At 55.5% G+C, this 24,825-nt stretch carries 21 protein-coding genes and 1 tRNA gene; 8 read left to right on the forward strand and 14 right to left on the reverse strand.

The window, feature by feature from the left end:
• Window positions 1-21 precede the first annotated feature (21 nt).
• From rnr to FN037_RS18175, 4 genes are all read right to left on the reverse strand, one after another.
• The gene (rnr, locus tag FN037_RS18160; RefSeq protein WP_142502880.1) at window positions 22-2,469 is read right to left on the reverse strand and encodes a ribonuclease R; all 2,448 of its coding nucleotides are present in this window, start codon (window positions 2,467-2,469) and stop codon (window positions 22-24) included.
• A 37-nt stretch (window positions 2,470-2,506) separates the two neighbouring features.
• Window positions 2,507-2,932: a nitric oxide-sensing transcriptional repressor NsrR gene (gene nsrR / locus FN037_RS18165; protein WP_138358602.1), complete on the reverse strand. Its 426-nt coding sequence runs from the start codon at window positions 2,930-2,932 to the stop codon at window positions 2,507-2,509.
• Between the two features lie 151 nt (window positions 2,933-3,083).
• On the reverse strand, window positions 3,084-4,382 hold the full coding sequence (gene purA, locus FN037_RS18170; protein WP_138358600.1) for an adenylosuccinate synthase: 1,299 nt from the start codon (window positions 4,380-4,382) through the stop codon (window positions 3,084-3,086).
• A 102-nt stretch (window positions 4,383-4,484) separates the two neighbouring features.
• Window positions 4,485-4,682 carry a DUF2065 domain-containing protein gene (locus tag FN037_RS18175; RefSeq protein ID WP_138358598.1) on the reverse strand — a complete coding sequence of 66 codons (198 nt, stop codon included), beginning with the start codon at window positions 4,680-4,682 and terminating at the stop codon, window positions 4,485-4,487.
• 209 nt (window positions 4,683-4,891) lie between these two features.
• Between FN037_RS18175 and FN037_RS18180 the strand changes: the two genes are divergently transcribed.
• Window positions 4,892-5,185: a hypothetical protein gene (locus FN037_RS18180; protein ID WP_142502881.1), complete on the forward strand. Its 294-nt coding sequence runs from the start codon at window positions 4,892-4,894 to the stop codon at window positions 5,183-5,185.
• Window positions 5,186-5,230: 45 nt separating this feature from the next.
• Here FN037_RS18180 and hflC read toward each other — a convergent pair whose 3' ends face one another.
• From hflC to nnr, 9 genes are all read right to left on the reverse strand, one after another.
• A complete protein-coding gene (gene hflC, locus FN037_RS18185) occupies window positions 5,231-6,238 on the reverse strand; it encodes a protease modulator HflC (protein ID WP_138358594.1) in 1,008 nt (335 codons plus the stop codon).
• Window positions 6,239-6,240: 2 nt separating this feature from the next.
• Window positions 6,241-7,497, reverse strand: a complete 1,257-nt coding sequence (hflK, locus tag FN037_RS18190; protein WP_142502882.1) for an FtsH protease activity modulator HflK — start codon at window positions 7,495-7,497, stop codon at window positions 6,241-6,243.
• 65 nt (window positions 7,498-7,562) lie between these two features.
• Window positions 7,563-8,843 carry a ribosome rescue GTPase HflX gene (hflX, locus tag FN037_RS18195; RefSeq protein ID WP_142502883.1) on the reverse strand — a complete coding sequence of 427 codons (1,281 nt, stop codon included), beginning with the start codon at window positions 8,841-8,843 and terminating at the stop codon, window positions 7,563-7,565.
• Between the two features lie 75 nt (window positions 8,844-8,918).
• A complete protein-coding gene (hfq, locus tag FN037_RS18200; protein ID WP_138358588.1) occupies window positions 8,919-9,227 on the reverse strand; it encodes an RNA chaperone Hfq in 309 nt (102 codons plus the stop codon).
• Between the two features lie 90 nt (window positions 9,228-9,317).
• Window positions 9,318-10,268: a tRNA (adenosine(37)-N6)-dimethylallyltransferase MiaA gene (gene miaA, locus FN037_RS18205; RefSeq protein WP_138358586.1), complete on the reverse strand. Its 951-nt coding sequence runs from the start codon at window positions 10,266-10,268 to the stop codon at window positions 9,318-9,320.
• Window positions 10,261-12,150, reverse strand: coding sequence for a DNA mismatch repair endonuclease MutL (gene mutL / locus FN037_RS18210; RefSeq protein ID WP_142502884.1), 1,890 nt, complete (start codon window positions 12,148-12,150; stop codon window positions 10,261-10,263). Before mutL ends, miaA begins: the two co-directional genes overlap by 8 nt.
• A 10-nt stretch (window positions 12,151-12,160) precedes the next feature.
• Window positions 12,161-13,480 carry an N-acetylmuramoyl-L-alanine amidase AmiB gene (amiB, locus tag FN037_RS18215; protein WP_142502885.1) on the reverse strand — a complete coding sequence of 440 codons (1,320 nt, stop codon included), beginning with the start codon at window positions 13,478-13,480 and terminating at the stop codon, window positions 12,161-12,163.
• Window positions 13,481-13,496: 16 nt separating this feature from the next.
• A complete protein-coding gene (gene tsaE, locus FN037_RS18220) occupies window positions 13,497-13,958 on the reverse strand; it encodes a tRNA (adenosine(37)-N6)-threonylcarbamoyltransferase complex ATPase subunit type 1 TsaE (protein ID WP_138358580.1) in 462 nt (153 codons plus the stop codon).
• Window positions 13,951-15,462 (reverse strand): bifunctional ADP-dependent NAD(P)H-hydrate dehydratase/NAD(P)H-hydrate epimerase, encoded by a 1,512-nt coding sequence (nnr, locus tag FN037_RS18225; RefSeq protein WP_185929281.1) that lies wholly within the window; start codon window positions 15,460-15,462, stop codon window positions 13,951-13,953. The genes tsaE and nnr overlap by 8 nt, the downstream gene beginning before the upstream one ends.
• A 13-nt stretch (window positions 15,463-15,475) precedes the next feature.
• Here nnr and queG point away from each other — a divergent pair, with 13 nt between their 5' ends.
• Window positions 15,476-16,615: a tRNA epoxyqueuosine(34) reductase QueG gene (gene queG / locus FN037_RS18230; protein ID WP_142502887.1), complete on the forward strand. Its 1,140-nt coding sequence runs from the start codon at window positions 15,476-15,478 to the stop codon at window positions 16,613-16,615.
• A 272-nt stretch (window positions 16,616-16,887) separates the two neighbouring features.
• Here queG and FN037_RS18235 read toward each other — a convergent pair.
• Window positions 16,888-16,963: transfer RNA gene (locus FN037_RS18235), tRNA-Gly, on the reverse strand.
• 557 nt (window positions 16,964-17,520) lie between these two features.
• On the opposite strand from FN037_RS18235, the gene dgcN reads away from it, so the two are divergent.
• The 6 genes from dgcN (at window position 17,521) to FN037_RS18265 (ending at window position 24,823) form a co-directional block, all read left to right on the forward strand.
• Entirely contained in the window at window positions 17,521-18,528 is a 1,008-nt protein-coding gene (gene dgcN, locus FN037_RS18240; RefSeq protein WP_142502888.1) for an N-acetyltransferase DgcN, read from the forward strand.
• A 1-nt stretch (window position 18,529) separates the two neighbouring features.
• Window positions 18,530-19,495 carry an N-acetyl-D-Glu racemase DgcA gene (gene dgcA, locus FN037_RS18245; RefSeq protein WP_138358572.1) on the forward strand — a complete coding sequence of 322 codons (966 nt, stop codon included), beginning with the start codon at window positions 18,530-18,532 and terminating at the stop codon, window positions 19,493-19,495.
• 18 nt (window positions 19,496-19,513) lie between these two features.
• A complete protein-coding gene (locus tag FN037_RS18250) occupies window positions 19,514-21,385 on the forward strand; it encodes an ABC transporter ATP-binding protein (protein WP_142502889.1) in 1,872 nt (623 codons plus the stop codon).
• 20 nt (window positions 21,386-21,405) lie between these two features.
• Window positions 21,406-22,947, forward strand: a complete 1,542-nt coding sequence (locus tag FN037_RS18255; RefSeq protein WP_142502890.1) for a glutathione ABC transporter substrate-binding protein — start codon at window positions 21,406-21,408, stop codon at window positions 22,945-22,947.
• A gap of 62 nt (window positions 22,948-23,009) precedes the next feature.
• Window positions 23,010-23,939 (forward strand): ABC transporter permease, encoded by a 930-nt coding sequence (locus FN037_RS18260; RefSeq protein ID WP_138358566.1) that lies wholly within the window; start codon window positions 23,010-23,012, stop codon window positions 23,937-23,939.
• A complete protein-coding gene (locus FN037_RS18265) occupies window positions 23,939-24,823 on the forward strand; it encodes an ABC transporter permease subunit (protein ID WP_138358564.1) in 885 nt (294 codons plus the stop codon). Before FN037_RS18260 ends, FN037_RS18265 begins: the two co-directional genes overlap by 1 nt.
• Window positions 24,824-24,825 lie beyond the last annotated feature (2 nt).

The raw sequence follows: 24,825 nt of genomic DNA on the forward strand, positions 1-24,825 counted from the left end.
AGGGAGTTAAGGGAATCCAATTTACTCAGCGATTTTCTTTTTCGCCGCGCGCTTAGCTTTGGTCGCGGCGGCGATTTTTTGCGTTTTCGCCGACGGCTTCTTCGCTTTCTTCTCGCCTTTTGGCTGAGCGGCCTTCGACTGAGATTTGCCTTTCGGTTTGCGGAATGCGCTATCCGGCTCGAAGTTTACCTGCTTCCCAGCCTGACGACGACGCCCGGATGATTTACCCGCAGCACCTTTTTTTGCCTTTTCACGCTCGGTCTTACCGACGTTGCGCGGCGCCCGTTCGCTGGAGATAAGCGAGAAATCGATCTTACGCTCGTCCATATTAACCGCTTCAACGCGCACTTCTACCCGATCTCCCAGACGGTACGTCTGACCACCGGATTCGCCAATCAGACGTTGCCCCACCTGATCGAAACGGTAGTAATCGTTGTCGAGCGAAGAAACGTGCACCAGACCGTCAATAAACAGTTCATTGAGACGCACAAAGAAGCCGAAGCCGGTGACGCTGGCGATCACGCCTTTAAAGACGTTACCCACCTGATCCAACATAAAATCACACTTCAGCCAATCCGACACATCACGAGTAGCTTCATCCGCGCGACGCTCGGTCATCGAGCAGTGGACGCCCAGTTGCAGCATCTCTTCCATGCTGTAGTGCCAGCCGCCTGTCTCGGTGCTATTGCCTTTATGCCCCTGCTGCTTCGCCAGCAAATACTTGATAGCGCGATGCAGTGACAAATCGGGATAGCGACGAATCGGCGAAGTGAAATGGGCATAAGACTGGAGCGCAAGGCCAAAGTGGCCGCGGTTTTCCGGATCATACACCGCCTGTTTCATCGAGCGTAGCAGCATGGTTTGCAACATTTCCGCATCCGGCCTGTCGGCAATAGATTCCAGCAATTCCGCATAGTCGCGCGGTTCCGGCTTATTGCCGCCGGGCAGCTCCAGCCCCAGTTCCGCCAGAACGGAACGGAACGCGGTAATCGCTTCCGTACTGGGTTTATCATGAATACGGAACAGCGCTGGCTCTTCAGCCTTCTCAACAAAACGCGCGGCGGAAATGTTCGCCAGAATCATGCACTCTTCAATCAGTTTATGCGCGTCATTACGCTGAGTTTGCTCAATGCGTTCAATACGGCGTTCAGCATTGAAGATAAATTTCGCTTCTTCACTCTCAAATGAGATACCGCCTCGCTCCTCACGTGCGCTGTCCAGCACTTTGTAAAGGTTGTGCAGCTCTTCGATATGCTTCACCAGCGGCGCATACTGTTCACGCAGATCCTGGTCGCCCTGCAGCATATGCCAGACCTTGGTATAAGTCAGGCGGGCATGGGAGCTCATTACCGCTTCATAGAATTTGAAGCCGGTCAGCCGACCTTTTGCCGAAATCGTCATCTCGCACACCATACACAACCGGTCGACCTGCGGATTCAGGGAGCACAGACCATTAGACAGCACCTCCGGCAGCATCGGGACCACTTGCGACGGAAAATAGACTGACGTACCGCGGCTACGCGCTTCGTCATCCAGCGGCGTGCCCGGGCGCACATAGTAGCTGACGTCAGCAATCGCAACCCACAAGCGCCAGCCGCCGCCGCGTTTCTTCTCGCAATACACCGCGTCATCAAAGTCGCGGGCATCTTCGCCATCAATGGTGACCAGCGGCAGGCTGCGTAGATCAACGCGCCCTGCTTTCGCCTCTTCCGGCACCTGCTCTTTCAGTCCGGCGACCTGTTTTTCTACCGCAGGCGGCCAGACGTAGGGGATTTCGTGGGTGCGCAGGGCCATATCGACCGCCATGCCGGTTCCCATGTTGTCGCCCAGCACTTCAACAATTTTGCCGACCGCTTTAGTGCGGCGGGTTGGGCGTTGGGTGAGTTCAACCACCACCACGAACCCCATTCTCGCGCCCATCACCTCTTCCGGAGGGATCAGGATGTCAAAGCTTAAGCGGCTGTCATCCGGTACCACAAAGCCCACGCCCGCATCGGTAAAGTAGCGGCCGACGATCTGCCCGGTTTTGGGCACCAGCACGCGGACGATACGCGCTTCCCGACGGCCTTTACGGTCAGCGCCCAGCGGTTGCGCCAGCACCTGGTCGCCGTGAATGCAGGTCTTCATCTGCTCAGAGGACAAATAAAGGTCATCTTTACGGCCCTCCACGCGCAGGAAGCCATAACCATCGCGATGACCGATAACAGTACCTTTCAATAGATCAAGACGTTCCGGCAGCGCATAACACTGGCGGCGCGTGAAGACCAGTTGACCATCGCGTTCCATGGCTCGCAGCCGACGACGCAATGCTTCTTGCTGTTCTTCACCCTCAATATTCAGTTCTGTAGCCAGCTCATCCCGGCTGGCGGGTTTTTCGCGTTTTGCTAAATGATCGAGGATGAATTCCCGACTCGGGATGGGATTGGCGTACTTTTCAGATTCGCGCTCAAGGAAAGGGTCTTGTGACATGTCGGTTCCTCCGTTGTCATCTCTGGTGAAGTTTACGTCACTCCACCAGCAATAATTTATAAAGCGGTTGATTCTTTTCAACCAAATCGGCCAGCGTGTAGTTGTCCAGTTCCTTGAGAAAACTTTGCGCGGCTTCTGCAAGCGCCTGTTTCAGACGACAGGCAGGCGTAATATGGCAAAATTCGCTGCTGCAATTAACCAAAGTGAGCGGTTCCAGATCGCGAACGACATCCCCCACACGAATCATATTTGCGGGTTTACCGAGGCGAATACCTCCGTTCTTTCCCCGAACGGCCATGACATAGCCTATCCGACTTAACTGATTGATTATTTTAACCATATGATTACGTGAAACGCCGTAAACCTCCGTCACCTCAGTGATGCTGGTCATTCTTCCTTCCGGTAGCGACGCCATATAAATCAGCGCGCGTAACCCGTAATCAGTGAAACTCGTTAACTGCACAATCAACCTCAGGGAAAAGAAATACAGGATGTGTCGGTAGACGTCATTTCTATTGATGATAAACCAGCCAGCGCTCAGGCCGCTAATTTATTTAAAATGGGCGGGCTAACAGCAAAACAAGAGGCGCCTGAACGGCGCCTCTGGAAGATCATTATGCGTCGAACGGATCGCGCAGAATCATCGTCTCGGTACGGTCAGGACCGGTGGAAATAATATCGATCGGTACGCCGGTGAGTTCTTCAATGCGCGCGATGTAGTTCAGCGCTGCCTGCGGCAACCCGCTGCGATCTTTCACGCCAAAGGTGCTTTCAGACCAGCCGGGCATGATTTCATAAACCGGCTCAATACCTTCCCAGTTGTCGGCGGCCAGCGGAGTGGTGGTCACTTCTCGGCCATCCGGCATACGGTAAGCGACACAGATTTTCACCTCTTTCAGGCCGTCCAGCACGTCCAGTTTGGTCAGGCAGAAGCCAGACAGGGAGTTAATCTGCACCGCGCGGCGCACCGCGACAGCATCCAGCCAGCCGGTACGACGACGGCGGCCAGTCGTTGCGCCAAATTCATTACCCTGCTTGCACAGGAACTCGCCGGTTTCATCAAACAGCTCAGTCGGGAACGGACCCGCGCCGACGCGAGTAGAGTAAGCTTTGATGATGCCCAGAACGTAGTCGACATAACGCGGCCCCAGACCGGAACCCGTCGCCACGCCACCGGCGGTGGTGTTGGACGACGTCACGTACGGATAGGTACCGTGATCGATATCCAGCAGCGTACCTTGCGCGCCCTCGAACATCACGAAGTCGCCGCGCTGACGCGCCTGAGCGAGCAGGTCGGAAACATCAACCACCATCGCTGTCAGAATGTCGGCAATCGCCATCACATCATCCAGCACTTTCTGGTAATCAACCGCTTCCGCTTTATAGTAATTCACCAACTGGAAGTTGTGATATTCCATCACTTCTTTCAGCTTTTCAGCGAAGGTGGCTTTATCAAACAGATCGCCAACGCGCAGACCGCGACGAGCCACTTTATCTTCGTAAGCCGGGCCGATACCGCGGCCGGTGGTACCAATGGCTTTCGCGCCACGCGCTTTCTCACGCGCAACATCCAGCGCCACATGATATTCAAGGATAAGCGGGCAAGCTTCAGAAAGCAGCAGGCGCTCGCGGACGGGGATCCCACGGTCTTCCAGTTCTTTCATCTCTTTCATCAGCGCAGACGGAGACAGCACCACACCGTTACCGATGATGCTGGTGACATTCTCGCGAAGAATACCTGACGGAATAAGATGGAGGACGGTTTTTTCACCGTTGATTACGAGAGTATGGCCTGCGTTGTGACCGCCCTGGTAGCGCACAACATATTTAGCCCGTTCAGTCAGAAGATCGACGATCTTTCCTTTACCTTCGTCACCCCATTGGGTGCCCAGTACGACGACGTTGTTACCCATTTTTCAAAATCACCGTTTGCTTAAAAATGGATTCTACCATCGCTTTTTCAGAGTTACAGCACTTTTTGCACGCTAAAACCGGCAAATCCGACCACTTTTTGATCAGCCAATCGTTTTCCTCAACATGTAGTAGATGACGACTCCGGCAACCACAAGCCCCCCGCCAAACCGGCGTAATAAATTATCTGGCAGTTGGCTCATGGTAGCGACCATCCGACGCCACGCGCGTGGATAAAGCAGTGGCCCAAGCCCTTCAAGTATTAAAACCAGCGCCAGTGCCAGCCAGATAGTTGAGTTCATTTTTCACCTTATATATAAACGCCGCGCCGTACGGACGACGGGTTGCCCACGTTATGTTTGCTTTCGCAGCATATTGTCCGCTATTTCACTGCTATTATGAATCAATTTTATAAAATAAAATTTATAACCTGTTGTATTAAATGTTCTTTTTAAAGCGTCAATTATAATGTCGCATACCAGATTCAGATGCGGGCAATAAGATAATCAGGATGATGATTATCGGAGAATTGATCGCTGTTGAAATCAATGTGGTAAGCGGCGCCTGCGGGCGACAAAGTGGTTTTGCCGCTCAGGGCCAAGCCAACAAAGCAAGTTCTGCAATATTCTTTCCCGGCGACAATCTGAATGTTGATCTGCCCATATTTGGTCCGGTGAATATTCCCGATATTGTTGAAAATACTGGCGCAATGATCAGCGGCGCTATCGTAGAAACGCCAGCACGGGTCCCTGTTGTCGATGAACTGCTGAATGGGCGCCCTCGTCACTCACTCTGCGCAATGTAAAAAGGCGCCTGATTACGGCGCCTTTTTTACTTACATCATCACTTATCAGCGAGTTGCCGCCGCCTCAGGCGATTTCATATAGCGGAAGAAATCGCTGTCCGGGCTGAGCACCATCACATCCTGATTGCTCTGGAAGCTGTTCTCATAGGCGCGCAGGCTACGGATAAAGGCATAAAAACCCGGATCCTGACTGAATGCATCAGCAAACAGCTTCGCCGATTCAGCATCGCCTTCACCGCGCAGGATACGCCCCTGACGTTCAGCTTCTGCCAGCGTTTTCGTCACTTCATAGTCCGCTGCCGCGCGCAATTTTTCAGCTTCTTCCTGACCTTGCGAACGATGACGACGAGCAACCGCTTCACGCTCGGCGCGCATACGGTTGTAGATCGCTTCAGAAACTTCGGCAGGCAGGTTAATCTGCTTGATCCGCACATCAACCACTTCAATACCCAGCGCGGCCATACTGTTCGGATTAATCACCTGCACTTTACCGTTAGTTTCTGCTTCGATACGCTCCGCCGCTTTGGCAATCGCATCATCGGCAGCCGGCGTGCTGACTTCATCTTCGGTCCCGGCGGAGCCGGAGTTCAGCGCATCGCGCACTTCCAGAGTCAGACGACCACGGGAGTCGGTTACGATGTCTTTCACATCCAGACGACCAATTTCAGAACGCAGACGGTCAGAGAATTTACGCTTCAGCAGCACCTCGGCCTGGGAGACGTCGCCGCCGCCGGTCGCCAGGTAGTAGCGGCTAAAGTCACTGATACGCCATTTGATATAGGAGTCAACGATCAGGTCTTTTTTCTCTTTGGTGACAAAGCGATCGGCCTGGTTATCCATCGTCTGGATACGCGCGTCCAGGGTCTTCACTGATTCAATGAAAGGGATCTTGAAGTGCAGACCCGGTGCGTATACCAGTGGTTTGTTTTCATCATCGCGCAGCACTTTACCAAAACGCAGAGTAATGCCGCGCTCGCCTTCTTTAACCACAAAGATGGACATGTAGAGCACCACCAGCACGATGACAATTATCGCGATAACAGATTTACGCATCGTTATTCCCCCTGACGCTGGTAGTCGTTACGCTGCGCGTTGGCGCGGCGTTGGTCCATAATGGTGCCTCCCGTTGAGGTCTGAACATTACTGGCGCTGCTTGAGCTGGACGCAGGCGGAAGACGCAACAGATCGCTTGCACTACTGCTATTGCTCTTTACCGCTGGCGCACCCGCGCCTTTCAGCATCTGATCCAGAGGCAGAACCATCAGGTTATTCCCTTTATCGTTCACCAGTACTTTGCGAGTATGGCTCAGCACTTTTTCCATGGTTTCGATATACAGACGCTCGCGAGTGATTTCCGGCGCTGCTTTATACTCAGGCAGGATCTTGGCAAAACGCGCCACCTCACCCTGTGCTTCGAGAACAGTCTGCGTCTTGTACGCCCGCGCCTCTTCAAGGATACGCTGCGCCTGACCGTTCGCCCGCGGCTGAACTTCGTTAGCGTAAGCTTCAGCCTCACGAATGTACTGCTGTTCGTTCTCACGCGCGGCAATCGCATCGTCAAACGCGGCTTTCACTTCCTCCGGCGGACGCGCGGTCTGGAAGTTAACGTCCAGCAGGGTAATCCCCATGTTATATGGACGAATCGTCTCTTCCAGCTCACGCTGGGTATCGCTACGAATCACGGTACGACCTTCCGTCAGGATACGATCCATGGTGTATTTACCGATAACCCCGCGCAACGCGCTGTCGGTCGCCTGACGCAGGCTGTCGTCGGCATTGGTTACGCTAAACAGGTAACGCTCCGGATCGGTCACGCGGTATTGCACGTTCATCTCAACGCGCACCACGTTTTCATCAGACGTCAGCATGACACCGGAGGCCGCCAGCTCGCGTACGGATTCAACGTTAACCGCCTGGACATTATCAATAAAGGTGGGTTTCCAGTTAAGACCGGGCTCAACCAGATGGCTGAATTTGCCAAAACGGGTGACAACACCGCGTTCAGCTTCCTTAATGGTATAAAAACCGCTGGCGGCCCAGATAATAACCGCAGCAGCAGAAACGATACCGACAATACGTCCCCCCATTGGGCCACGCGATCCCTGGGAGCCGCTACCGCCGCCCAGTCCACCTTTTCCGCCGCCCAGGCCGCTAAGTTTTTTACTTAGCTTACGGAAGATATCATCCAGATCGGGCGGCCCTTGTTCGCGACCACCTTTGTTGCCATTTCCCCCAGAGTTGCCGCCTTGGTTATTGCTGCTTCCCCACGGGTCGCGGTCCTGTCCGTTATTACCGGGCTGATTCCACGCCATGTATATGCTCCATATTTGTTTTTGATATCCCCACAGGGGTTAATATCTTCAGGCAAGCTGCAAGGTCAAATCACGTATTCAACCAGCGCTGGCTCTTGTTTACAGAGGCGACGCCAGTCAACGATCGGCATGCGCACCTGCAGACCAACGCTACCGTCATCCTCCATCCACTCCTTTTCTATCGCCTGAAGCTGATAAAACCGGCTCCGCAGACGCCCTTCCTGGGGCGGCAGATGCAGCGTATGCTGGGCCACCTCACCCGAAAGTCGCTCCGCTAAAGCCTGAAAAAGAAGTGGCACACCGACCCCGGTCTGAGCGGAAAGCCAGACCCGAATCGGTTTATTTTCTTCATCCCGATCGATACGCGGCGCAAAATCATCCAGCATGTCGATTTTGTTCATGATCAGCAGCGCGGGGATCTCATCGGCCTCGATTTCGGCGAGGACTGTATTCACAGCATCAATATTCTCCTGCACGCGAACATCCGCCGCGTCAATCACATGCAGCAGCAGCGCCGCCTGACGTGTCTCCTGCAGGGTCGCTTTAAATGCCGCGACCAAATCGTGCGGTAAGTGGCGGATAAAGCCCACGGTGTCGGCCAGAACGGTTTCTCCCACATCAGGGACATCAATCCGGCGCAGCGTTGGGTCAAGCGTGGCGAACAGTTGGTTCGCGGCATAGACCTCAGCTTCAGTGATCTGGTTGAACAGCGTTGATTTCCCGGCGTTGGTATAACCGACCAGCGACACGGTGGGAATATCGGCTTTGGCACGTGACCGCCGTCCCTGCTCACGCTGTTTTTCAACTTTTTCCAGTCGTGACAGGATCTGCATAATACGATTACGCAACAATCGACGGTCAGTTTCGAGCTGGGTTTCCCCCGGACCGCGTAAACCAATCCCGCCTTTTTGTCTTTCAAGGTGGGTCCAGCCACGAACCAGACGTGTTGCCATATGACGCAACTGCGCCAGCTCAACCTGTAGTTTCCCTTCGTGGGTACGCGCTCGCTGGGCAAAAATATCTAAAATCAGACCGGTTCTATCAATAACCCGGCATTTGCATAAGCGCTCAAGGTTTCGTTCCTGCGCCGGACTCAGGGCATGATCGAAGAGCACGACCGACGCACCGGTCGCTTTTACGGCTTCCGCAATTTCGACAGCTTTACCTTCACCAACAAAATACTTCGGGTGCGGTGCTTTACGGCTACCGGTAATCACCTGCATTGCTTCGACACCGGCGGAAGAGGCCAGAGTTTCAAACTCCTGGAGATCTTCCATATCTTTGTCTTGCGAAAAATAGATGTGTACCAGTACCGCCTGCTCACCGGCATCATAACGGTCAAACAAGCGTAAACCCCTTATAAAATACCAGCGGGGAACACAGAAAACCTGGCTCCCCGACGTGGAAAAACAGCACTGACCTTATTCGGTGTCTTCGCTGTCTTGCTGCGACGCAGACGACCCCTGCGCACCACCACCGTGGTGATAGTTGTTTGTACCGCCACTCGCGTTATTGCTGTGGTGTGACACCGGACGAGACGGGACAACGGTAGAAATTGCGTGCTTATAGACCATCTGGCTGACCGTGTTTTTCAACAGAATCACGAACTGATCGAAAGACTCAATTTGCCCCTGCAGCTTAATACCATTCACCAAATAAATAGAAACCGGAACACGTTCCCGACGCAAAGCGTTCAGGAACGGATCTTGTAAAGATTGCCCCTTAGCCATTCTCTCTTTTCCTTATATGTATGCTTGTTTTGTACTCAGAACCTTACGATTCTTAAAAATTACGCACGATACCCGTTCAATTGTACACGTTCAGTCCAGGCTAGCACCAACAACCTGTAATACTTTGTTGAACGCCTGTTCAGGTTGTTCACTGTCTAACCAGTGAACCCCTTCCCAACCGCGCAACCAGGTCACCTGACGTTTCGCCAACTGTCTCGTAGCGCAAACACCTCGATAAACCATTTCATCATACGGGATCTCGCCATTGAGGTATGACCACATCTGGCGATATCCGACACAACGAATGGAAGGCATATCCGTATGCAAATCTTCCCGGGCAAATAGCGCCCGTACTTCAGCTTCAAAACCTGAAGCCAACATCTGATGAAAACGCTGTTCTATGCGTTGATGGAGCAGTTCACGGCTCGCCGGGGCGATGGCGAACTGATGCACCTTATACGGCAGAGCATCACCTGACGTTTGCGTCAGTTCCGTTAAAGTTTTACCCGAAATGAAAAAAACTTCCAGTGCTCGGGAAAGTCTTTGCGGATCATTTGGATGAATACGCGCGGCGGCAACCGGATCGATCGCCTGTAACTGCTGATGTAACGCGTTCCACCCCTGCTCTGCGGCTTGTCGCTCAATTCTGGCCCTGACCGCTGGATCAGCGGAAGGTAAAGGCGACAACCCCTCCAGTAACGCTTTAAAATACAACATCGTTCCGCCGACCAGCAGCGGGATACGCCCGGCAGCGACAATTTCCGCCATCCCGGCCAGCGCATCGCGCCGAAAATCCGCGGCGGAATAAGCCTCAGCCGGATCGAGAATATCCAGCAAACGATGCGGCGCAGCGCGCAGCTCTGCGGCATCAGGCTTGGCCGTCCCAATATCCATTCCTCGATAAATGAGGGCGGAATCAACGCTAATCAACTCCACTGGCAAAACTTTACGTAAGGCGATCGCCAGCGCGGTTTTCCCGGAGGCCGTCGGGCCCATTAAAAATATTGCCTTAGGCAGGCTCGCCTCGGTTACATCACTCATCTTTCAGGGCATTCATCGCCGAATGTAAATCAACAGGTTGCAACAGACCACCCGGCGGCGCCTTAACCAGTTGCGGACATAAACGTTCAACGTCCGCCAGTACAGCAACCGCCTGCGCCATATTCCACTGCGCATGCTCGCTCGCCAGATTACGCGCCATCCACTGAGCGATATTGCCAACATCGAATTTTTGCTGCTGCGCCAGGTAGCCTATCAGTTCAGGAATCAAGATTTGTAAATTTTGTTGTCGTAAGGGTAAAGGCACCGCACGAATAGTCACGTGCTGCGCATCGGACTGCAGCTCAATACCGACCTGGGCCAGCGTCGACCGCGCGTGGTTCAGCGCTTCTTTTTCCTTTTCGGACACCTTTATCCGCAGTGGAATAAGCAGCGGCTGAGCGCAAACCGCCTCCGCGCCAGGCGTCAGCTGCGCCTGACGCAGCCAGCGTTCAGCAACCGGCAACGCCAGTAGTGCTAACTGCCCGTCGCGCTCCAGCAGCGCACAATCGCCATCGACAATCGTCAATACGCGGCCAAAGCTTTGGCTGTGCCCCGCCAGACCTTCCTCTGCCGGAGCAGGTGATTTCGCTTTTCGCTCCGCTGCCGAGGTATCCAGCAACTGGCGATACAGCGCTCCCTGCTGTTTTTGATAGCCGGGCTGAGCATGCGGCCAGTTAGCGCCACCAGAGGAACCGGAAGCCGAGGGCTCTCGTGAACCTCCGGCATTAAAACGCGGCGTAGCGGGCTCGTCGCGATAGCGGGGAGCCTCCGTTTCACGCGCGACTGCCGGCTGAGCGAAATGGTTGCCGCCTGCCGCGATACGGTTTTCCGGCACCATCCGCGGCGCGGGTTCACTGCCTTCTGCCGACAATGGCGCCTCCAGTTGCTGCTGAAGCACGCTCAGCACGCCCTGATAGATAAAATCATGCACCAGCCGCGACTGATGAAAGCGCACTTCATGCTTCGCCGGATGAACGTTCACATCCACCTGATGCGGATCGATCTTTAGATACAGCACAAAGGCAGGCTGCTGATCGGCGCCCAGTTTATCTTCGCAGGCCTGGCGAATCGCGTGATTAATCAGGCGATCGCGCATCATCCGTCCGTTGACGTAGCAATACTGAATTTCCGCCAGCGACGGGTTGGTGTGCAGGGGATCGGCCACCCAGCCGCTGAGCATGAGATCGCCGTGCTGCCACTCAATAGCCAGCGCATGCTCAAGAAAAGGCGTACCGCATATGGCGCCAAGCCGCCGCTCACGCTGGCTGTCCTGCGACACGGCGCGATACTGACGTACCGCTTTACCGTTATGACTCAGGTTGATAGTGACGTCAAAACGCGCCAATGCGATACGCCGCACAATTTCATCAATATGACCAAACTCGGTTTTTTCGGTACGCATGAATTTGCGGCGCGCGGGAGTGTTATAGAATAAATCCAGCACTTCCAGCGTCGTCCCCACCGGGTGGGCCGCCGGTTTGACGGTCACCGCCTGATCGCGCCCTTCAGCATAGGCCTGCCAGGCCTCCTGCTGTTCCTCAGTGCGCGACGTCAGCGTCAGTCTGGCCACTGAACTGATACTGGCTAACGCTTCTCCGCGAAAACCGAGGCTGATTATCGCCTCCAGGTCGTCAAGCGACGCGATTTTGCTGGTTGCATGACGCGCCAGCGCCAGAGCCAGTTCGTCTTTTTTAATACCGCAGCCGTTATCACGAATACGGATCAGCTTCGCGCCACCGCGCTCAATATCAATATCGACGCGTGTCGCCCCGGCGTCGAGGCTATTTTCCACCAGCTCTTTAACCACCGACGCCGGACGTTCCACGACTTCACCGGCGGCAATCTGGTTGGCGAGCTGCGGCGGCAGAACCTGAATCGGCATGGACGTCTCCTTAATTTAACAACATACCGTCCGACGCACCTGCACTGGCCGTCTGCGCCGCCGCTCCACGCGGCGCCGATTGCAGCGGATGTTGCATAAAGTAGTTACGCAGACCGTGATAAATTGCTTCCGCGATCTGCTGCTGGTAAGCGTCACTGGCCAGCAAGCGCTCTTCACCGGTATTGCTGATAAACCCCGTTTCAACAAGGATTGACGGGATATCCGGCGAGCGCAGCACGCCGAGACTTGCATGCTCTGGACGGCGCTTATGTAAATCGCCGATACGTTGTAGCTGACTTAACACATAAGTCGCCACATCATACCCGACGCGCTGGGAATGACCGAACTGTAAATCCAGCACCGCCTGACTCAGATAGGGATCCGACTGGCTATTGGCCAGCACATCGCCCGCACCGCCAAGTAGCTCGGACTGTTTCTCATGCTGTTCGAGCCAACCGGCCATTTCACTGTTTGCCCGGCGATTGGAGAGCACCCAAACCGAGGCGCCTGTCGCATCGCGGTTCGGTGCCGCATCGGCGTGAATGGAGACCAGGAAGTTAGCGTTTTGCTTACGCGCGACCTCGGAACGGCCCATTACCGAAATAAAATAGTCGCCGTCACGGGTCATCACCGCTTTAAACTGCGGGTCGGCATTCAGTAACGTGCGAAGCTTACGGGCAATCGCGATGGTGACATTCTTCTCTTTTGTGCCGTTCTGGCCGATAGCCCCCGGATCCTGACCGCCGTGACCAGCATCAATAGCGATAATCACTTTATCGTTGGTCGATACGGTGCGGGCCGCAGAGCCCGTTGCGGTACGCGTACTGGTCACCGCAGTGAGCCGGTCATTATCGGCTTTAAACGGATTACGCGGCGGTTCACTCGGACGAGCAGGTTGCAGAACGGGCTTCTCGACCTGTTTCACCACCACCGGCGGTGGTGGTGCGTCGGCATTAATGGTGAACACCACGGTATAGTTAGAGCCGTGTTGTTGTTTCACCGCCCGCGTTTTCCCATCGGCGGTTAAATCAACCAGCAGGCGTAACGACTGGAGGTTCTGCGGTGCCCCGGAACGAATGCTTTTCACCAGATTATTGCCGCTAAACTGCAGCGGTAGACCCTGAAGCACACCTGTTTGCTTGATATCCAGCGCCACCGTACGTTTGCCCTGAGGGCTAAACGAATATTCAGGATCGCCGATAAAGTTAAGGGTAATGCGGGCCTGCTTATCTCCGTTTGAGACCTGAATATCGGATAAACTTGCCGCAGAGACCTGAATACTGAACAGTATCAGTGCGGCGGCCAGCCAACTGATTATGCGATATATCATCCCGTCGTCCTTCAGGCTAATTCGCCAAACGCGCCAATAAAGACTCACCCAATGCGGAGACCGCCGTTACGCGCGCCTCACGCCCTTGCGCCTGATACTCAAGGTGAATTTCGACATCCGGTTCAGGCAGGACACCCGTGCCCTGTTGCGGCCACTCCACCAGGCAGATGGCATCGTCAGAAAAATAATCGCGGATCCCCATAAATTCGAGCTCCTCAGGATCCGCAAGGCGATACAGATCAAAGTGGTAGACCACGAAACGATCAAGGTGATAAGGCTCGACCAGGGTATACGTCGGGCTTTTGACATTGCCGCGGTGACCGAGCGCATGCAGAAAACCGCGGCTAAAGGTCGTTTTCCCCGCACCTAAATCGCCATACAAATAGATAACCGTGGCGCCAGTGCACGCCTGTGCTACGCGGTCGCCAAGGTGTAAAGTGGCCTGTTCATCAGGTAAAGGAATCACTCGGTTAATCATGGTCTACGTCAATCACATCCGGGTTAACAACACGCCTGAGCGTGGAAAAAAGATCGGTCGCCAGCATGCCGCGCGTACCATTTCTGGCCGCAAGCTGGTCGGCGGCTTCGCCATGAGCAACGCATCCGGCGCAGGCAGCATCATATGGCGTCAGACCTTGCCCTAACAATGCGGCAATGATACCAGTCAGTACATCGCCCATCCCACCGCTGGCCATTCCTGCGTTACCGGCATCAATAATGCCTGTTGCGCCAGCGTCGTTACTGACAATCGTGCCCGCCCCCTTAAGCACAACAACGCCGCCATACCGTTTTACCAGACGTTGTGCAGAATGTAAGCGATCGCTTTCAATTTCTGCCACACTCACGTTCAGCAGACGGGCGGCCTCGCCGGGATGCGGTGTCAGCACGCGATTGTGACGTTTATCGGGATTGATTGCCAGCAGGTTAAGCGCATCCGCATCCCAGACCATCGGTTTACGAAAATTCTCCGTCTGGCGCAGCGCATTTTTGCCCCACTCACTCTGCCCCAGCCCCGGGCCAATCGCGACGATATCAGCCCATTGCAGGCTTTGTGCCAGCGAGCGCGCTGTCAATTCATGGACCATCAGTTCCGGCCTGGCGGTCAGAATCGGCCCAATATTGTCTTTATGGGTCAGAACCCGCACCAGTCCCGCGCCTGCGCGCAACGCGGCTTCGCCGGTCATGCGGATAGCCCCCGCCGTTCCCGGTTCGCCGCCGATAATCACCAGTTTACCGTGGTCGCCTTTATGCGATGTGGGACGTCGCGGCGGCAGCCACTCCGCGAGCTGTGAAGCATCAAAACGGTTTAATCGCGTAGATTGCCCTGCCAGCCAGCCCTCAAGCCCCAAAGCATGATGATGCAGATGGCCCACGACATCGCGGGCTTTACCGGTCAGCAGGCCGGGTTTGAGCGCGATAAAGGTAATGGTATGCGCGGCATTGATCGCCGCCCCCGGCGTCGTCCCGGTCTGCGCGTTCAGCCCCGAAGGAATATCCAGCGCCACGACCGGGGCAGGATGCGAGTTCGCATGGGCGATAATCTCGGCTATTTCTTGCCGCGGGGCGCTGTGCAGCCCGGTTCCCAGCAGGCCGTCAATAATCAGCGTGATATCTTCCGGCCAGACAATGTTTGCAGCATGGATCGTACCGCCAGCGCTCAACCACGCTTCACGCGCGGCACTGGCCTCTTCCGGCAACGGTTTCTCGCTCTCCAGTGCCTGCAGGGTAACCTTAATCCCCTGCGCCTGCGCCAGACGGGCCACCACATAACCGTCGCCGCCGTTATTACCATGGCCGCAGAGAATCAGCCAGTGCTGGCTGGCCGGATATTGCGCGTGGGCGAGCTGGAAGGCCGCTTCACCCGCGCGGCGCATCAGTTCAAATAGGGTAAGCCCGAGGCTATCCGCCGCCTCTTTTTCCGCCTGCCGTAGCGCATCTGCCGGCCAGATGATGTGTGGTATACTGTCAGAGTTTTTTGTCATCGTATGGTCCATCATGTCACAGCCCCTCGATCTCAATCAGTTAGCGCAGCAAATCAAACAATGGGGCACAGAGTTGGGGTTCCAGCAGGTCGGTATTACCGATACCGATCTCAGCGCCAGTGAGCCTAAACTGCAGGCATGGCTGGATAAACAATACCATGGCGAAATGGAGTGGATGGCGCGCCACGGAATGATGCGCGCGCGCCCTCATGAACTCCAGCCCGGTACATTACGCGTGATTAGCGTGCGGATGAACTACCTGCCCGCTAACGCCGCTTTCGCCCGCACCCTGAAGGATCCCGCGCGGGGTTACGTTAGCCGCTATGCCCTCGGTCGGGACTATCATAAGCTGTTACGTAATCGCCTGAAAAAATTAGGTGAGAAGATTCAGGAACAGTGTGCTTCGCTCAATTTTAGACCTTTTGTCGATTCCGCGCCGATTCTTGAACGTCCTTTAGCCGAAAAAGCAGGGCTTGGCTGGACAGGTAAGCACTCACTCATCCTCAGTCGCGATGCCGGCTCGTTCTTTTTTCTCGGTGAACTGCTTATCGACCTCCCGCTGCCCGTCGATCATCCCGTCGAAGAAGCGTGCGGACGCTGCGTCGCCTGCATGACTATCTGCCCAACCGGCGCTATCGTCGAGCCCTATACCGTTGACGCCCGGCGCTGCATCTCCTATCTGACCATCGAACTGGAAGGGGCGATCCCGGAAGAATTTCGCTCGCTGATCGGTAACCGCATTTACGGCTGCGATGACTGCCAGCTCATTTGTCCGTGGAACCGCTTCGCGCAACTCACTGATGAAGAGGACTTTAGCCCGCGTAAGGCATTACACGCACCTGCACTCCAGGAGCTGTTCACCTGGAGTGAGCCTTATTTCTTGAAAGTGACTGAAGGGTCAGCCATTCGGCGTATCGGTCATCTGCGCTGGCTGCGTAATATTGCCGTCGCATTGGGAAATGCGCCCTGGGATGAAGCGAATCTTACGGCTCTGGAAAGTCGCCGAGGTGAGCACCCACTTCTCGATGAGCACATAGAATGGGCGGTTACGCAGCAAATTGACAAGCGAAATGCCAACGTGATTGAAGTGCAATTGCCGAAGAAACTACGGCTGGTAAGAGTGGTGGAGAAAGGATTGCCGCGAGATGCCTGAGTGATTCACAGGCTGTGGATAAAAATAAAAATGCATTGCGTTTCAATGAGCAGTCATTCGTCAAGTGATCGAATTAACAATTTTCATTGAAATTTAATACTTATGTTTCAATAACATAAAAACACACCGTTTACACCGCAGACAATTTCCTCGTGAAAAGCCGCCAAAAACAATCTGTGGATAACTCTGTTCACAGTATTTTGCATGGCCTGACGGAAATCATCTCTGACGCGATCTTGCGCTGTGGATAAAATAAGTACCGGAAGAAATTTTGGAGCGGGAAACGAGACTCGAACTCGCGACCCCGACCTTGGCAAGGTCGTGCTCTACCAACTGAGCTATTCCCGCTTAATTGTCGTTTCAAGCTGCCTGAGCACTAACGGCTTTGCCGCAACCTGAAATTCAGTGATTAGAATGGAGACATTCAAATTCTGAACGTGGAAAGATAATTTAAAATCATGAGCTTAACTTATTGATTTTAATAACCTTTACACCTATCCTGCAACAGGATGGACGGCATTATGGACTAACCATGAGGCAATGGCAAGCCCTGTTCTTAATTTTATGCACAACTGAACAATTTCCATACAGAAAAAACAACAACGCCCCCATACGCCCGACCGTCACGTCCCTGTATCAGACAGGAGCGCCGATGGGTTTTTCATCGCGAAGGACACAGCTCGCTATGCGCGTCGAGCGGTAAATATCAATGATTTTCTTATCTCTCACACGGATGATTTTCCCCACACGCCCTTAAAATCACCATTTTTCCCCGTAAAACATCAGTTTTTCTTCTGGATATAGCCTGAAGTTATATCCTGCCACTAAACAAGCATTCCTCCCTCAGCCCGCAGCATGGAATAGTCAGTACAGATCCTTTTCACCTGTCTGATACGAGAAACATCATGCTGATCCCTCAACCTTATTTACTCTTTCTTGGTGATGTCACCGATCCCCTGGCGGCAAAAACGGCGCGCGGTATTCACGTCTGGCGGCCGGAACAGTGCGTTGGTGAAATCAAACTGGCGGGTTGCACCGTCAGCCTCGGTCTGGAAGAGATCGACATTGCCACCGCCAAAGCGCGCGGGGCAAAAACCCTGGTACTCGGTACCGCCAACGCCGGAGGATATCTGCCGCCGCACTGGCTGGATACTGTACGCAACGCTATCAAAGCCGGAATGAATGTCGCCAGCGGCCTGCACCATCGTCTGGCAGATGAACCGGAGCTCGTAGCGTTAGCGCAGGAATTTGGCGTGGAACTGTTTGATATCCGCCACATGCGTCCGAAGCTGAGTGTTGGCAGCGGTAAAAAACGTGCCGGTAAGCGTGTGCTTACTGTCGGCACCGACTGCTCAGTCGGCAAGATGTACACCTCACTGGCGCTGGAAGCGGCAATGCGCGACGTCGGTCTGAAGGCCGATTTCCGGGCCACCGGCCAGACCGGTATCCTGGTTGCCGGAGCCGGTATCGCCATCGACGCGGTCATTGCAGACTTTATCGCCGGCGCGGCGGAAGCGCTGTCCCCCGCCAACGAAGACGACCATTGGGATATCGTCGAAGGTCAGGGTTCACTGTTCCATCCTTCCTATGCAGGCGTATCAATGGGGCTGATCCACGGCACCCAGCCACAATGGCTGGTGATGTGTCACGAAATGGGCCGCCAAAAAATGCGCCATCTGCCGCATCAGCCGATGGTCAGCCTGAAGGATTGCGTCGACGCCAACCTGCGCGCCGCCGCTGTCACCAGCGACACCGTGCAGTTGGCGGGTTTTGCCATCAACACCTCAAACTACAGTGAAGAAGAAGCGCGCGCTTACTGCGCCGAAGTCAGCGCCGAATTTGGCGTGCCCGCCACCGATCCGGTGCGCTTTGGCATCACGGAAATCGCAGCCTTCCTGAAGGAGCGCGGATAAGATGCGACGTATGCAGATAGAGGTGCTGGAACTGCCGCTGGCGCGCCCGTTTGCCATCTCACGCGGCACACGCACCGCGGTGACGGTGATTCGCGTCACCCTGGAGCAGAATGGCTTTATTGGTCGCGGTGAATGCACGCCTACCCCGCGTTACGACGAAACGCCGGAAAGCGTCAACGCCGAACTGGAAACGATGCGCGGCGACATCGAAGCCGGTCTCAGCCGAGTCGATCTGCAAACCCGTCTGCATGCGGGTTCAGCGCGTAATGCGCTGGACTGCGCGCTGTGGAGACTGGATGCCGCACTGGCGAAACAGACGCTGTGGCAGATGAGCGGCCGGACTCCCCCCGTCTCGGTCATCACCGCCGAAACACTCAGTCTGGATAGCGTGGACAATATGGCGCGGGCCGCCGCTGACGCGGTGTCACGTGGCGCCATCCTGCTGAAAATTAAACTCAACCGTGACGATATTCTGGAAAAAGTGGCCGCGATCCGTGCCGCCGCGCCCCACGCCACGCTGATTATTGATGCCAACGAAGCCTGGTCCGGTGTCGATCTGCACAGCCTGTTCAACGCGCTGTTGCCCTATAACATCGCGATGATCGAACAACCGTTACCGGCCGGTCAGGACCAGGATTTACAGCGTTTCACTCATCCAATCCCGGTCTGTGCCGACGAGAGTTGCCACACGCGGGAAGATATCGCCCAACTGCGTAATCGCTACGAGATGATCAACATCAAACTGGATAAATGTGGCGGATTAACCGAAGCGCTGGCGATGGTGGCAGAGGCGAAAAAGCGGGATATGCGTCTGATGGTGGGCTGTATGCTGGGTTCATCGCTGGCAATGGAAGCCGCGCTGCCGGTGGCGATTGCCGCCGAACATATCGATCTCGATGGCCCGATCTGGCTGGCGGCAGACAGTTCGCCGTTCCTCTCCTATTCCAGAGGCCAAATCTGGCTATAACCCGCACACGGAGCAACGATGACGGACACTTTACCCATGCAGAACGCCGCCAGCGTTGCCGGTTCCGCCTCTGCGCCGGTACTCGCTATTCAGGATCTCAGCGTCAGCTTTCGCGGCCGTAGCGGCGTTAACCAGGCGCTGAAAGGCATCAACTTTGAGATACACCAGGGCGAAATCGTCGCCGTAGTGGGCGAAAGCGGATCGGGAAAATCAGTCACCTCGCTGTCGGTAATGGGGCTACTGGCTGCCTCAGGTCATATCGATCACGGCAGCATTCAGTTCCGCGATCGTCATGGTCAATTATATCACCTGGAAAAACTCGACGAAACGCAGCGCAATGCTTTGCGTGGTCGTGAGATGTCAATGATTTTTCAGGAGCCAATGACGTCGCTGAACCCGGTACTGCGTGTCGGCGATCAGCTGACAGAAGCCCTGCTCGACCAAAAAATTTGTGGTAAAGCCGAGGCGAATGCACGCGCCCGCAAACTGCTGCGCCAGGTCCGTATTGCCGATGTCGATCGGGTCATGAAAAGCTATCCGCACTCGCTGTCGGGCGGGATGCGTCAGCGAGTGATGATTGCCCAGGCGCTGGCCTGCGATCCGCAACTGTTGATTGCAGATGAACCAACCACCGCGCTCGACGTCACGGTACAGGCGCGCATTCTGCAAATTCTGCGTGATTTGCAACGCGCCAGGCAGATGGCGGTGCTGTTTATCACCCACGATATGGGCGTCGTGGCAGAAATCGCTGACCGTGTGGTGGTGATGTATCGCGGCAATGTGGTGGAACAGGGAACGGTGGAAGCGATTTTTAACGCGCCGCAGCATCCCTACACCAAAGCGTTACTGGCAGCGGTGCCAAAACTGGGGGACATGCGCGAACACGCATGGCCACAGCGCTTTCCGTTACTCGGCGCAGAAGAAACGGAGAAGGATGAACAACGCACCGCTCGTTACGATGATAACCCCCTGCTTGATGTACGCGGCCTGAAAGTCTATTACCCCATTCGCAGCGGTATTTTCTCGGCACTGACCCATGAAGTTCATGCGGTAGAGCAGATCGACTTCACCCTGTGGCCGGGGGAGACGCTGGCGATTGTTGGCGAGAGTGGTTGCGGTAAATCCACCACCGGTCGCGCGCTGATGCGTTTAATCAACAGCGATGCCGACAGCATCCATTTCCAGGGTAACGAAATCGCCAACCTGAAAGAGGCCCAGTTTCAGCCGCTACGGCGTGAAATCCAGATGGTATTTCAGGATCCCTATGCCTCGCTTAATCCGCGTTTAACCGTGGGATTCACCATCGCCGAGCCGCTGCTGCTGCATGGCGTGGTGCAGTCGCTGGAAGAGGCGACGCCGCAGGTGGCGGAACTGCTGAAAAGCGTTGGCCTGCAACCGGAACATGCGCGCCGTTATCCGCATGAGTTTTCCGGCGGCCAGCGTCAGCGTATCGCCATTGCCCGCGCTATGGCGCTGAAACCCAAAGTGATCATTGCGGACGAAGCGGTTTCTGCGCTGGATGTGTCGATTCAGGCGCAGGTGGTGAATCTGATGATGGATCTGCAACAGCAAACCGGTGTGGCGTGGATTTTTATCTCCCATGACATGGCGGTGGTGGAGCGTATTGCTAACCGCGTGGCGGTAATGTACCTCGGCCAGATTGTTGAACTGGGGCCGCGCCAGTCGGTATTCAATAATCCGCAACATCCCTATACCCAACGGCTGCTGGCCTCGGTGCCGGTCGCTGATCCACTGAACCGTCCACAACGCGCTTTCGAGGACAGCGAGATCCCCTCGCCGTTACGCAAAGCAGGAGAAACGGTCATTAAACCCCGTTATCGCCAGGTTGCCCCGCAGCACTGGGTCGCTGATGGCATTGTTCCGTGCTAACCCCAATACCAGGAGATTTTATGAACCCGTTCTTCCGTCGCACCTCGCTCGCTCTCGGACTTACCCTCTCCCTGGCGGCTGCTGTGCAGGCGCAGGATCTGCATATCTCGATGTATGCGGATATCACCGGCCTCGATCCACACGATACCTCAGACAACGTCAGTTATTCAGTGCAAAGCGGCATCTTCGAGCGCCTGTTCCAGTTCGATGCCCGGATGAAGCTGCAACCCTGGCTGGCAACCGGGTACACCAGTAATGACAGCGCCACTGAATTCACCCTGACGCTGCGCAAAGGCGTTACCTTCCAGGACGGCACGCCCTTCGATGCAGAGGCGGTGAAAGCCAACCTCGATCGTCTCGCCGATCAGACCAAAGGACTGAAGCGCAACAGTCTGTATAAGATGATTGAGAGCGTTACGGTACTGGCGCCAGACAAAGTGAAAATTGATCTGAACCAGTCATTTGGCGCATTCATCAATACCCTGGCCCACCCGTCAGCGGTGATGTGGAGCCCGGCGATCCTCAAGCAGTATCCGGACGAAGCGCAGTTGCGCCTGCATCCGGTGGGCACGGGTCCGTTTAAATTTGTCAACTGGCAGCCGGGGAAAGCCGTCACTCTGACCAAATACGACGGTTACTGGCAGAAAGGCTGGCCGAAGGTGGATAAGGTGGTTTTCTCCCCCAGCCCGGAAGATGCCACCCGCGTGGCAGCGCTGAAGTCAGGTCAGGCTGATGCGATCTGGCCGTTGCCGTCCGATCTGATCAGCACCGTACAAAACGACAGCAAACTGGCAATCCAGCGCGATCCGAGCATTTACCTCTACTACATGGCGATCAATAACCAGCATAAACCGCTGGCGGATGTGCGCGTACGTCAGGCGATTAACTACGCCATCGACCGTAATCTGTGGCTAAAAGTGGCGTTTGCCGGTATGGGCAAACCCGCCAGTTCAGCCATTCCGGAAGGAGTACAGTTCTACCAAAAGCAGAGCGACCCCAACTATCGCTATGCACCGGATGAAGCCAAAGCGCTGCTGAAAGCGGCGGGATACCCGAACGGTCTCGATCTGAAGCTGTGGACCACCAATGCCACCGCCAGCGTGCGCGCGGCGCAGTTCCTGAAAGCACAGCTCGCTACTGTGGGGATCCGCGTCACCGTAACGCCAATGGATTCCGGTATGCGCGACGCCAAACTGTGGGGGGTGAAAGATCCGAAGCAGGCGCAATTTGACCTCTACTATGGCGGCTGGTCTACCTCTACAGGCGATGCTGACTGGGCGCTGCGTCCGCTGTACGCCACCGAATCCTGGGTGCCAACTTCCTACAACGTCTCCTACTTCAGCAACCCGGCGGTAGATAAAGCGATTGCCGAGGGTCTGGCTACCGCAGATCCGGCGAAGCGCGCCGTGGCGTATGCCGAAGCGCAGAAGCTGCTGTGGAAAGATGCGCCGGTTGCCTTCCTCGGCACGCCGGATAACCTGGTGGGCAAACGTCGCGATCTGAGCGGCGTCTCGATGTTGCCGGATGGTAACTTGCTGTATACCCAGGCGGCGTTTAAGTAAGCCCTGCATCCCCCTCGCCATTAATGGCGAGGGGGATGTCCGTACCGAATTAAAGGAAACGCATGTTCGCATACATTATTCGTCGTCTGCTGGAGATGATCCCGGTTCTGCTGGTGGTCTCACTGCTGGTATTCGGCTTTATCAAACTGCTTCCGGGCGATCCGGCACGCATCTATGCCGGGCCGGATGCGCCGCTGGAAGCAGTGGAAGCCGCGCGCCAGCATCTCGGTCTTAACGACCCGCTGCCGCAACAATATCTGCACTGGCTGGGCGGCCTGTTCCGTGGCGATCTCGGCGTAACCTACCGCACACAGCAGCCGGTGCTGGAAGTGATCGAAAAAAGCTTTATGCCTACCATGTGGCTGGCGCTCGCCGGTTTTGCCTGGTCAGTGATCCTCGGCCTGTTTCTTGGCGTGCTGGCAGCCCTGAAACGCGGAAAATGGCAGGACTGGACGCTAATGAGCGTTGCCGTGGGCGGTATTTCCATGCCGACATTCTGGCTGGGCCTGTTGCTGATCCAGTTTGTTGCTATGCCATTTGGCCTGTTTTCGGTCAGCGGCTTCAATAAGCCCACGGATATCATCCTCCCCGCCATCACGCTGGGTTCCTCGGTGGCTGCGGTGATGGCGCGTTTTACCCGCTCAGCCTTCCTTGAGGTGGCGCAGGAAGATTATGTCCGTACCGCCAAAGCAAAAGGCCTGCGCAATCGTCTGGTGACCTGGAAGCATGTAATGCGCAATGCGCTGATCCCGGTCATCACCATGCTCGGTTTGCAGTTTGGTTTTCTACTGGGCGGCTCGATCGTGGTGGAAAGCGTGTTCAACTGGCCGGGATTAGGCTGGCTGCTGATCGAATCGATCAAAGCGCAAGACCAGCCGGTGATCCAGGCGCTGGTGATGCTGTTCGTGTTTGAATTTATTGTGATTAACCTGCTGGTCGACCTGCTGTATGCAGTAGTGAACCCGGCGATTCGCCTGCGACAGGAGCCATGATGAGCCTACAATCTCTGCCTGCCAATGCGCAGGAGGCGATCCGTTCGCCGTGGCGCGATTTTCTGCATGCCTTTGTGCGCAATCCACTGGCGCTGGTCTCGGGCGGGTTTGTGCTGTTGCTGGTGCTGGTGGCGATTTTCGCTCCGTGGCTGGCGCCCTGGGATCCGATGGCGCCGGACTGGATGGCGCTCTCCTCACCGCCCTCTGCCGCGCACTGGATGGGCACCGATGATCTCGGTCGCGACCTGCTGAGCCGTATCATCTATGGCGCGCGTATCTCGTTGTATATTGGCGTCGTCTCGGTAACGCTTGGCATGGTGGTGGGAGTACTGCTTGGGCTGCTGGCCGGCTATTATGGCCGCTGGATCGACATGCTGATTATGCGGGGTTCCGATGTCCTCTTCGCTTTTCCAGGCATGTTGCTGGCGATTGCGGTGGTGGCGATTCTCGGTCCGGGTCTGAATAACGTGATTATCGCGGTCGCGGTGTTCAGCGTGCCGGTGTTTGCCCGTATCGTACGCGCCTCGACGCTGTCGCTGAAACAGGCCGCTTATGTTGAAGCGGTACGCTGTGCTGGCGCGCCAAACCGCGTCATTCTGTTGCGCCATATTCTGCCGGGTACCCTGTCGAACGTGATTGTTTACTTCACCATGCGTATCGGCACCAGTATTCTCACCGCAGCCGGACTGAGTTTTATCGGCCTTGGTCCGGAGCCGGACGTTCCTGAGTGGGGCAACATCCTGGCGATGAGTCGCAATATGATGATGGCTGGCATGTGGCACATCAGCGTCTTCCCCGGCCTGGCGATTTTTATTACGGTACTGGCGTTTAACCTGCTGGGCGATGCCCTGCGCGATACGCTCGATCCCAAACTGAAGAGTTAAAC

It is taken from the genome of Klebsiella sp. 2680 (assembly GCF_900198535.1).
Taxonomy (GTDB): Bacteria; Pseudomonadota; Gammaproteobacteria; order Enterobacterales; family Enterobacteriaceae; genus Klebsiella; species Klebsiella indica.

Coding starts and splice junctions, on each gene's coding strand:
- rnr (WP_142502880.1), bottom strand. CDS start 2,469: ATGTCACAAGACCCTTTCCTTGAGCGCGAATCTGAAAAGTACGCCAAT.
- purA (WP_138358600.1), bottom strand. CDS start 4,382: ATGGGTAACAACGTCGTCGTACTGGGCACCCAATGGGGTGACGAAGGT.
- FN037_RS18175 (WP_138358598.1), bottom strand. CDS start 4,682: ATGAACTCAACTATCTGGCTGGCACTGGCGCTGGTTTTAATACTTGAA.
- FN037_RS18180 (WP_142502881.1), top strand. CDS start 4,892: ATGATGATTATCGGAGAATTGATCGCTGTTGAAATCAATGTGGTAAGC.
- hflC (WP_138358594.1), bottom strand. CDS start 6,238: ATGCGTAAATCTGTTATCGCGATAATTGTCATCGTGCTGGTGGTGCTC.
- hflK (WP_142502882.1), bottom strand. CDS start 7,497: ATGGCGTGGAATCAGCCCGGTAATAACGGACAGGACCGCGACCCGTGG.
- hfq (WP_138358588.1), bottom strand. CDS start 9,227: ATGGCTAAGGGGCAATCTTTACAAGATCCGTTCCTGAACGCTTTGCGT.
- miaA (WP_138358586.1), bottom strand. CDS start 10,268: ATGAGTGATGTAACCGAGGCGAGCCTGCCTAAGGCAATATTTTTAATG.
- mutL (WP_142502884.1), bottom strand. CDS start 12,150: ATGCCGATTCAGGTTCTGCCGCCGCAGCTCGCCAACCAGATTGCCGCC.
- amiB (WP_142502885.1), bottom strand. CDS start 13,480: ATGATATATCGCATAATCAGTTGGCTGGCCGCCGCACTGATACTGTTC.
- tsaE (WP_138358580.1), bottom strand. CDS start 13,958: ATGATTAACCGAGTGATTCCTTTACCTGATGAACAGGCCACTTTACAC.
- nnr (WP_185929281.1), bottom strand. CDS start 15,462: ATGACAAAAAACTCTGACAGTATACCACACATCATCTGGCCGGCAGAT.
- queG (WP_142502887.1), top strand. CDS start 15,476: ATGTCACAGCCCCTCGATCTCAATCAGTTAGCGCAGCAAATCAAACAA.
- dgcN (WP_142502888.1), top strand. CDS start 17,521: ATGCTGATCCCTCAACCTTATTTACTCTTTCTTGGTGATGTCACCGAT.
- dgcA (WP_138358572.1), top strand. CDS start 18,530: ATGCGACGTATGCAGATAGAGGTGCTGGAACTGCCGCTGGCGCGCCCG.
- FN037_RS18250 (WP_142502889.1), top strand. CDS start 19,514: ATGACGGACACTTTACCCATGCAGAACGCCGCCAGCGTTGCCGGTTCC.
- FN037_RS18255 (WP_142502890.1), top strand. CDS start 21,406: ATGAACCCGTTCTTCCGTCGCACCTCGCTCGCTCTCGGACTTACCCTC.
- FN037_RS18260 (WP_138358566.1), top strand. CDS start 23,010: ATGTTCGCATACATTATTCGTCGTCTGCTGGAGATGATCCCGGTTCTG.
- FN037_RS18265 (WP_138358564.1), top strand. CDS start 23,939: ATGAGCCTACAATCTCTGCCTGCCAATGCGCAGGAGGCGATCCGTTCG.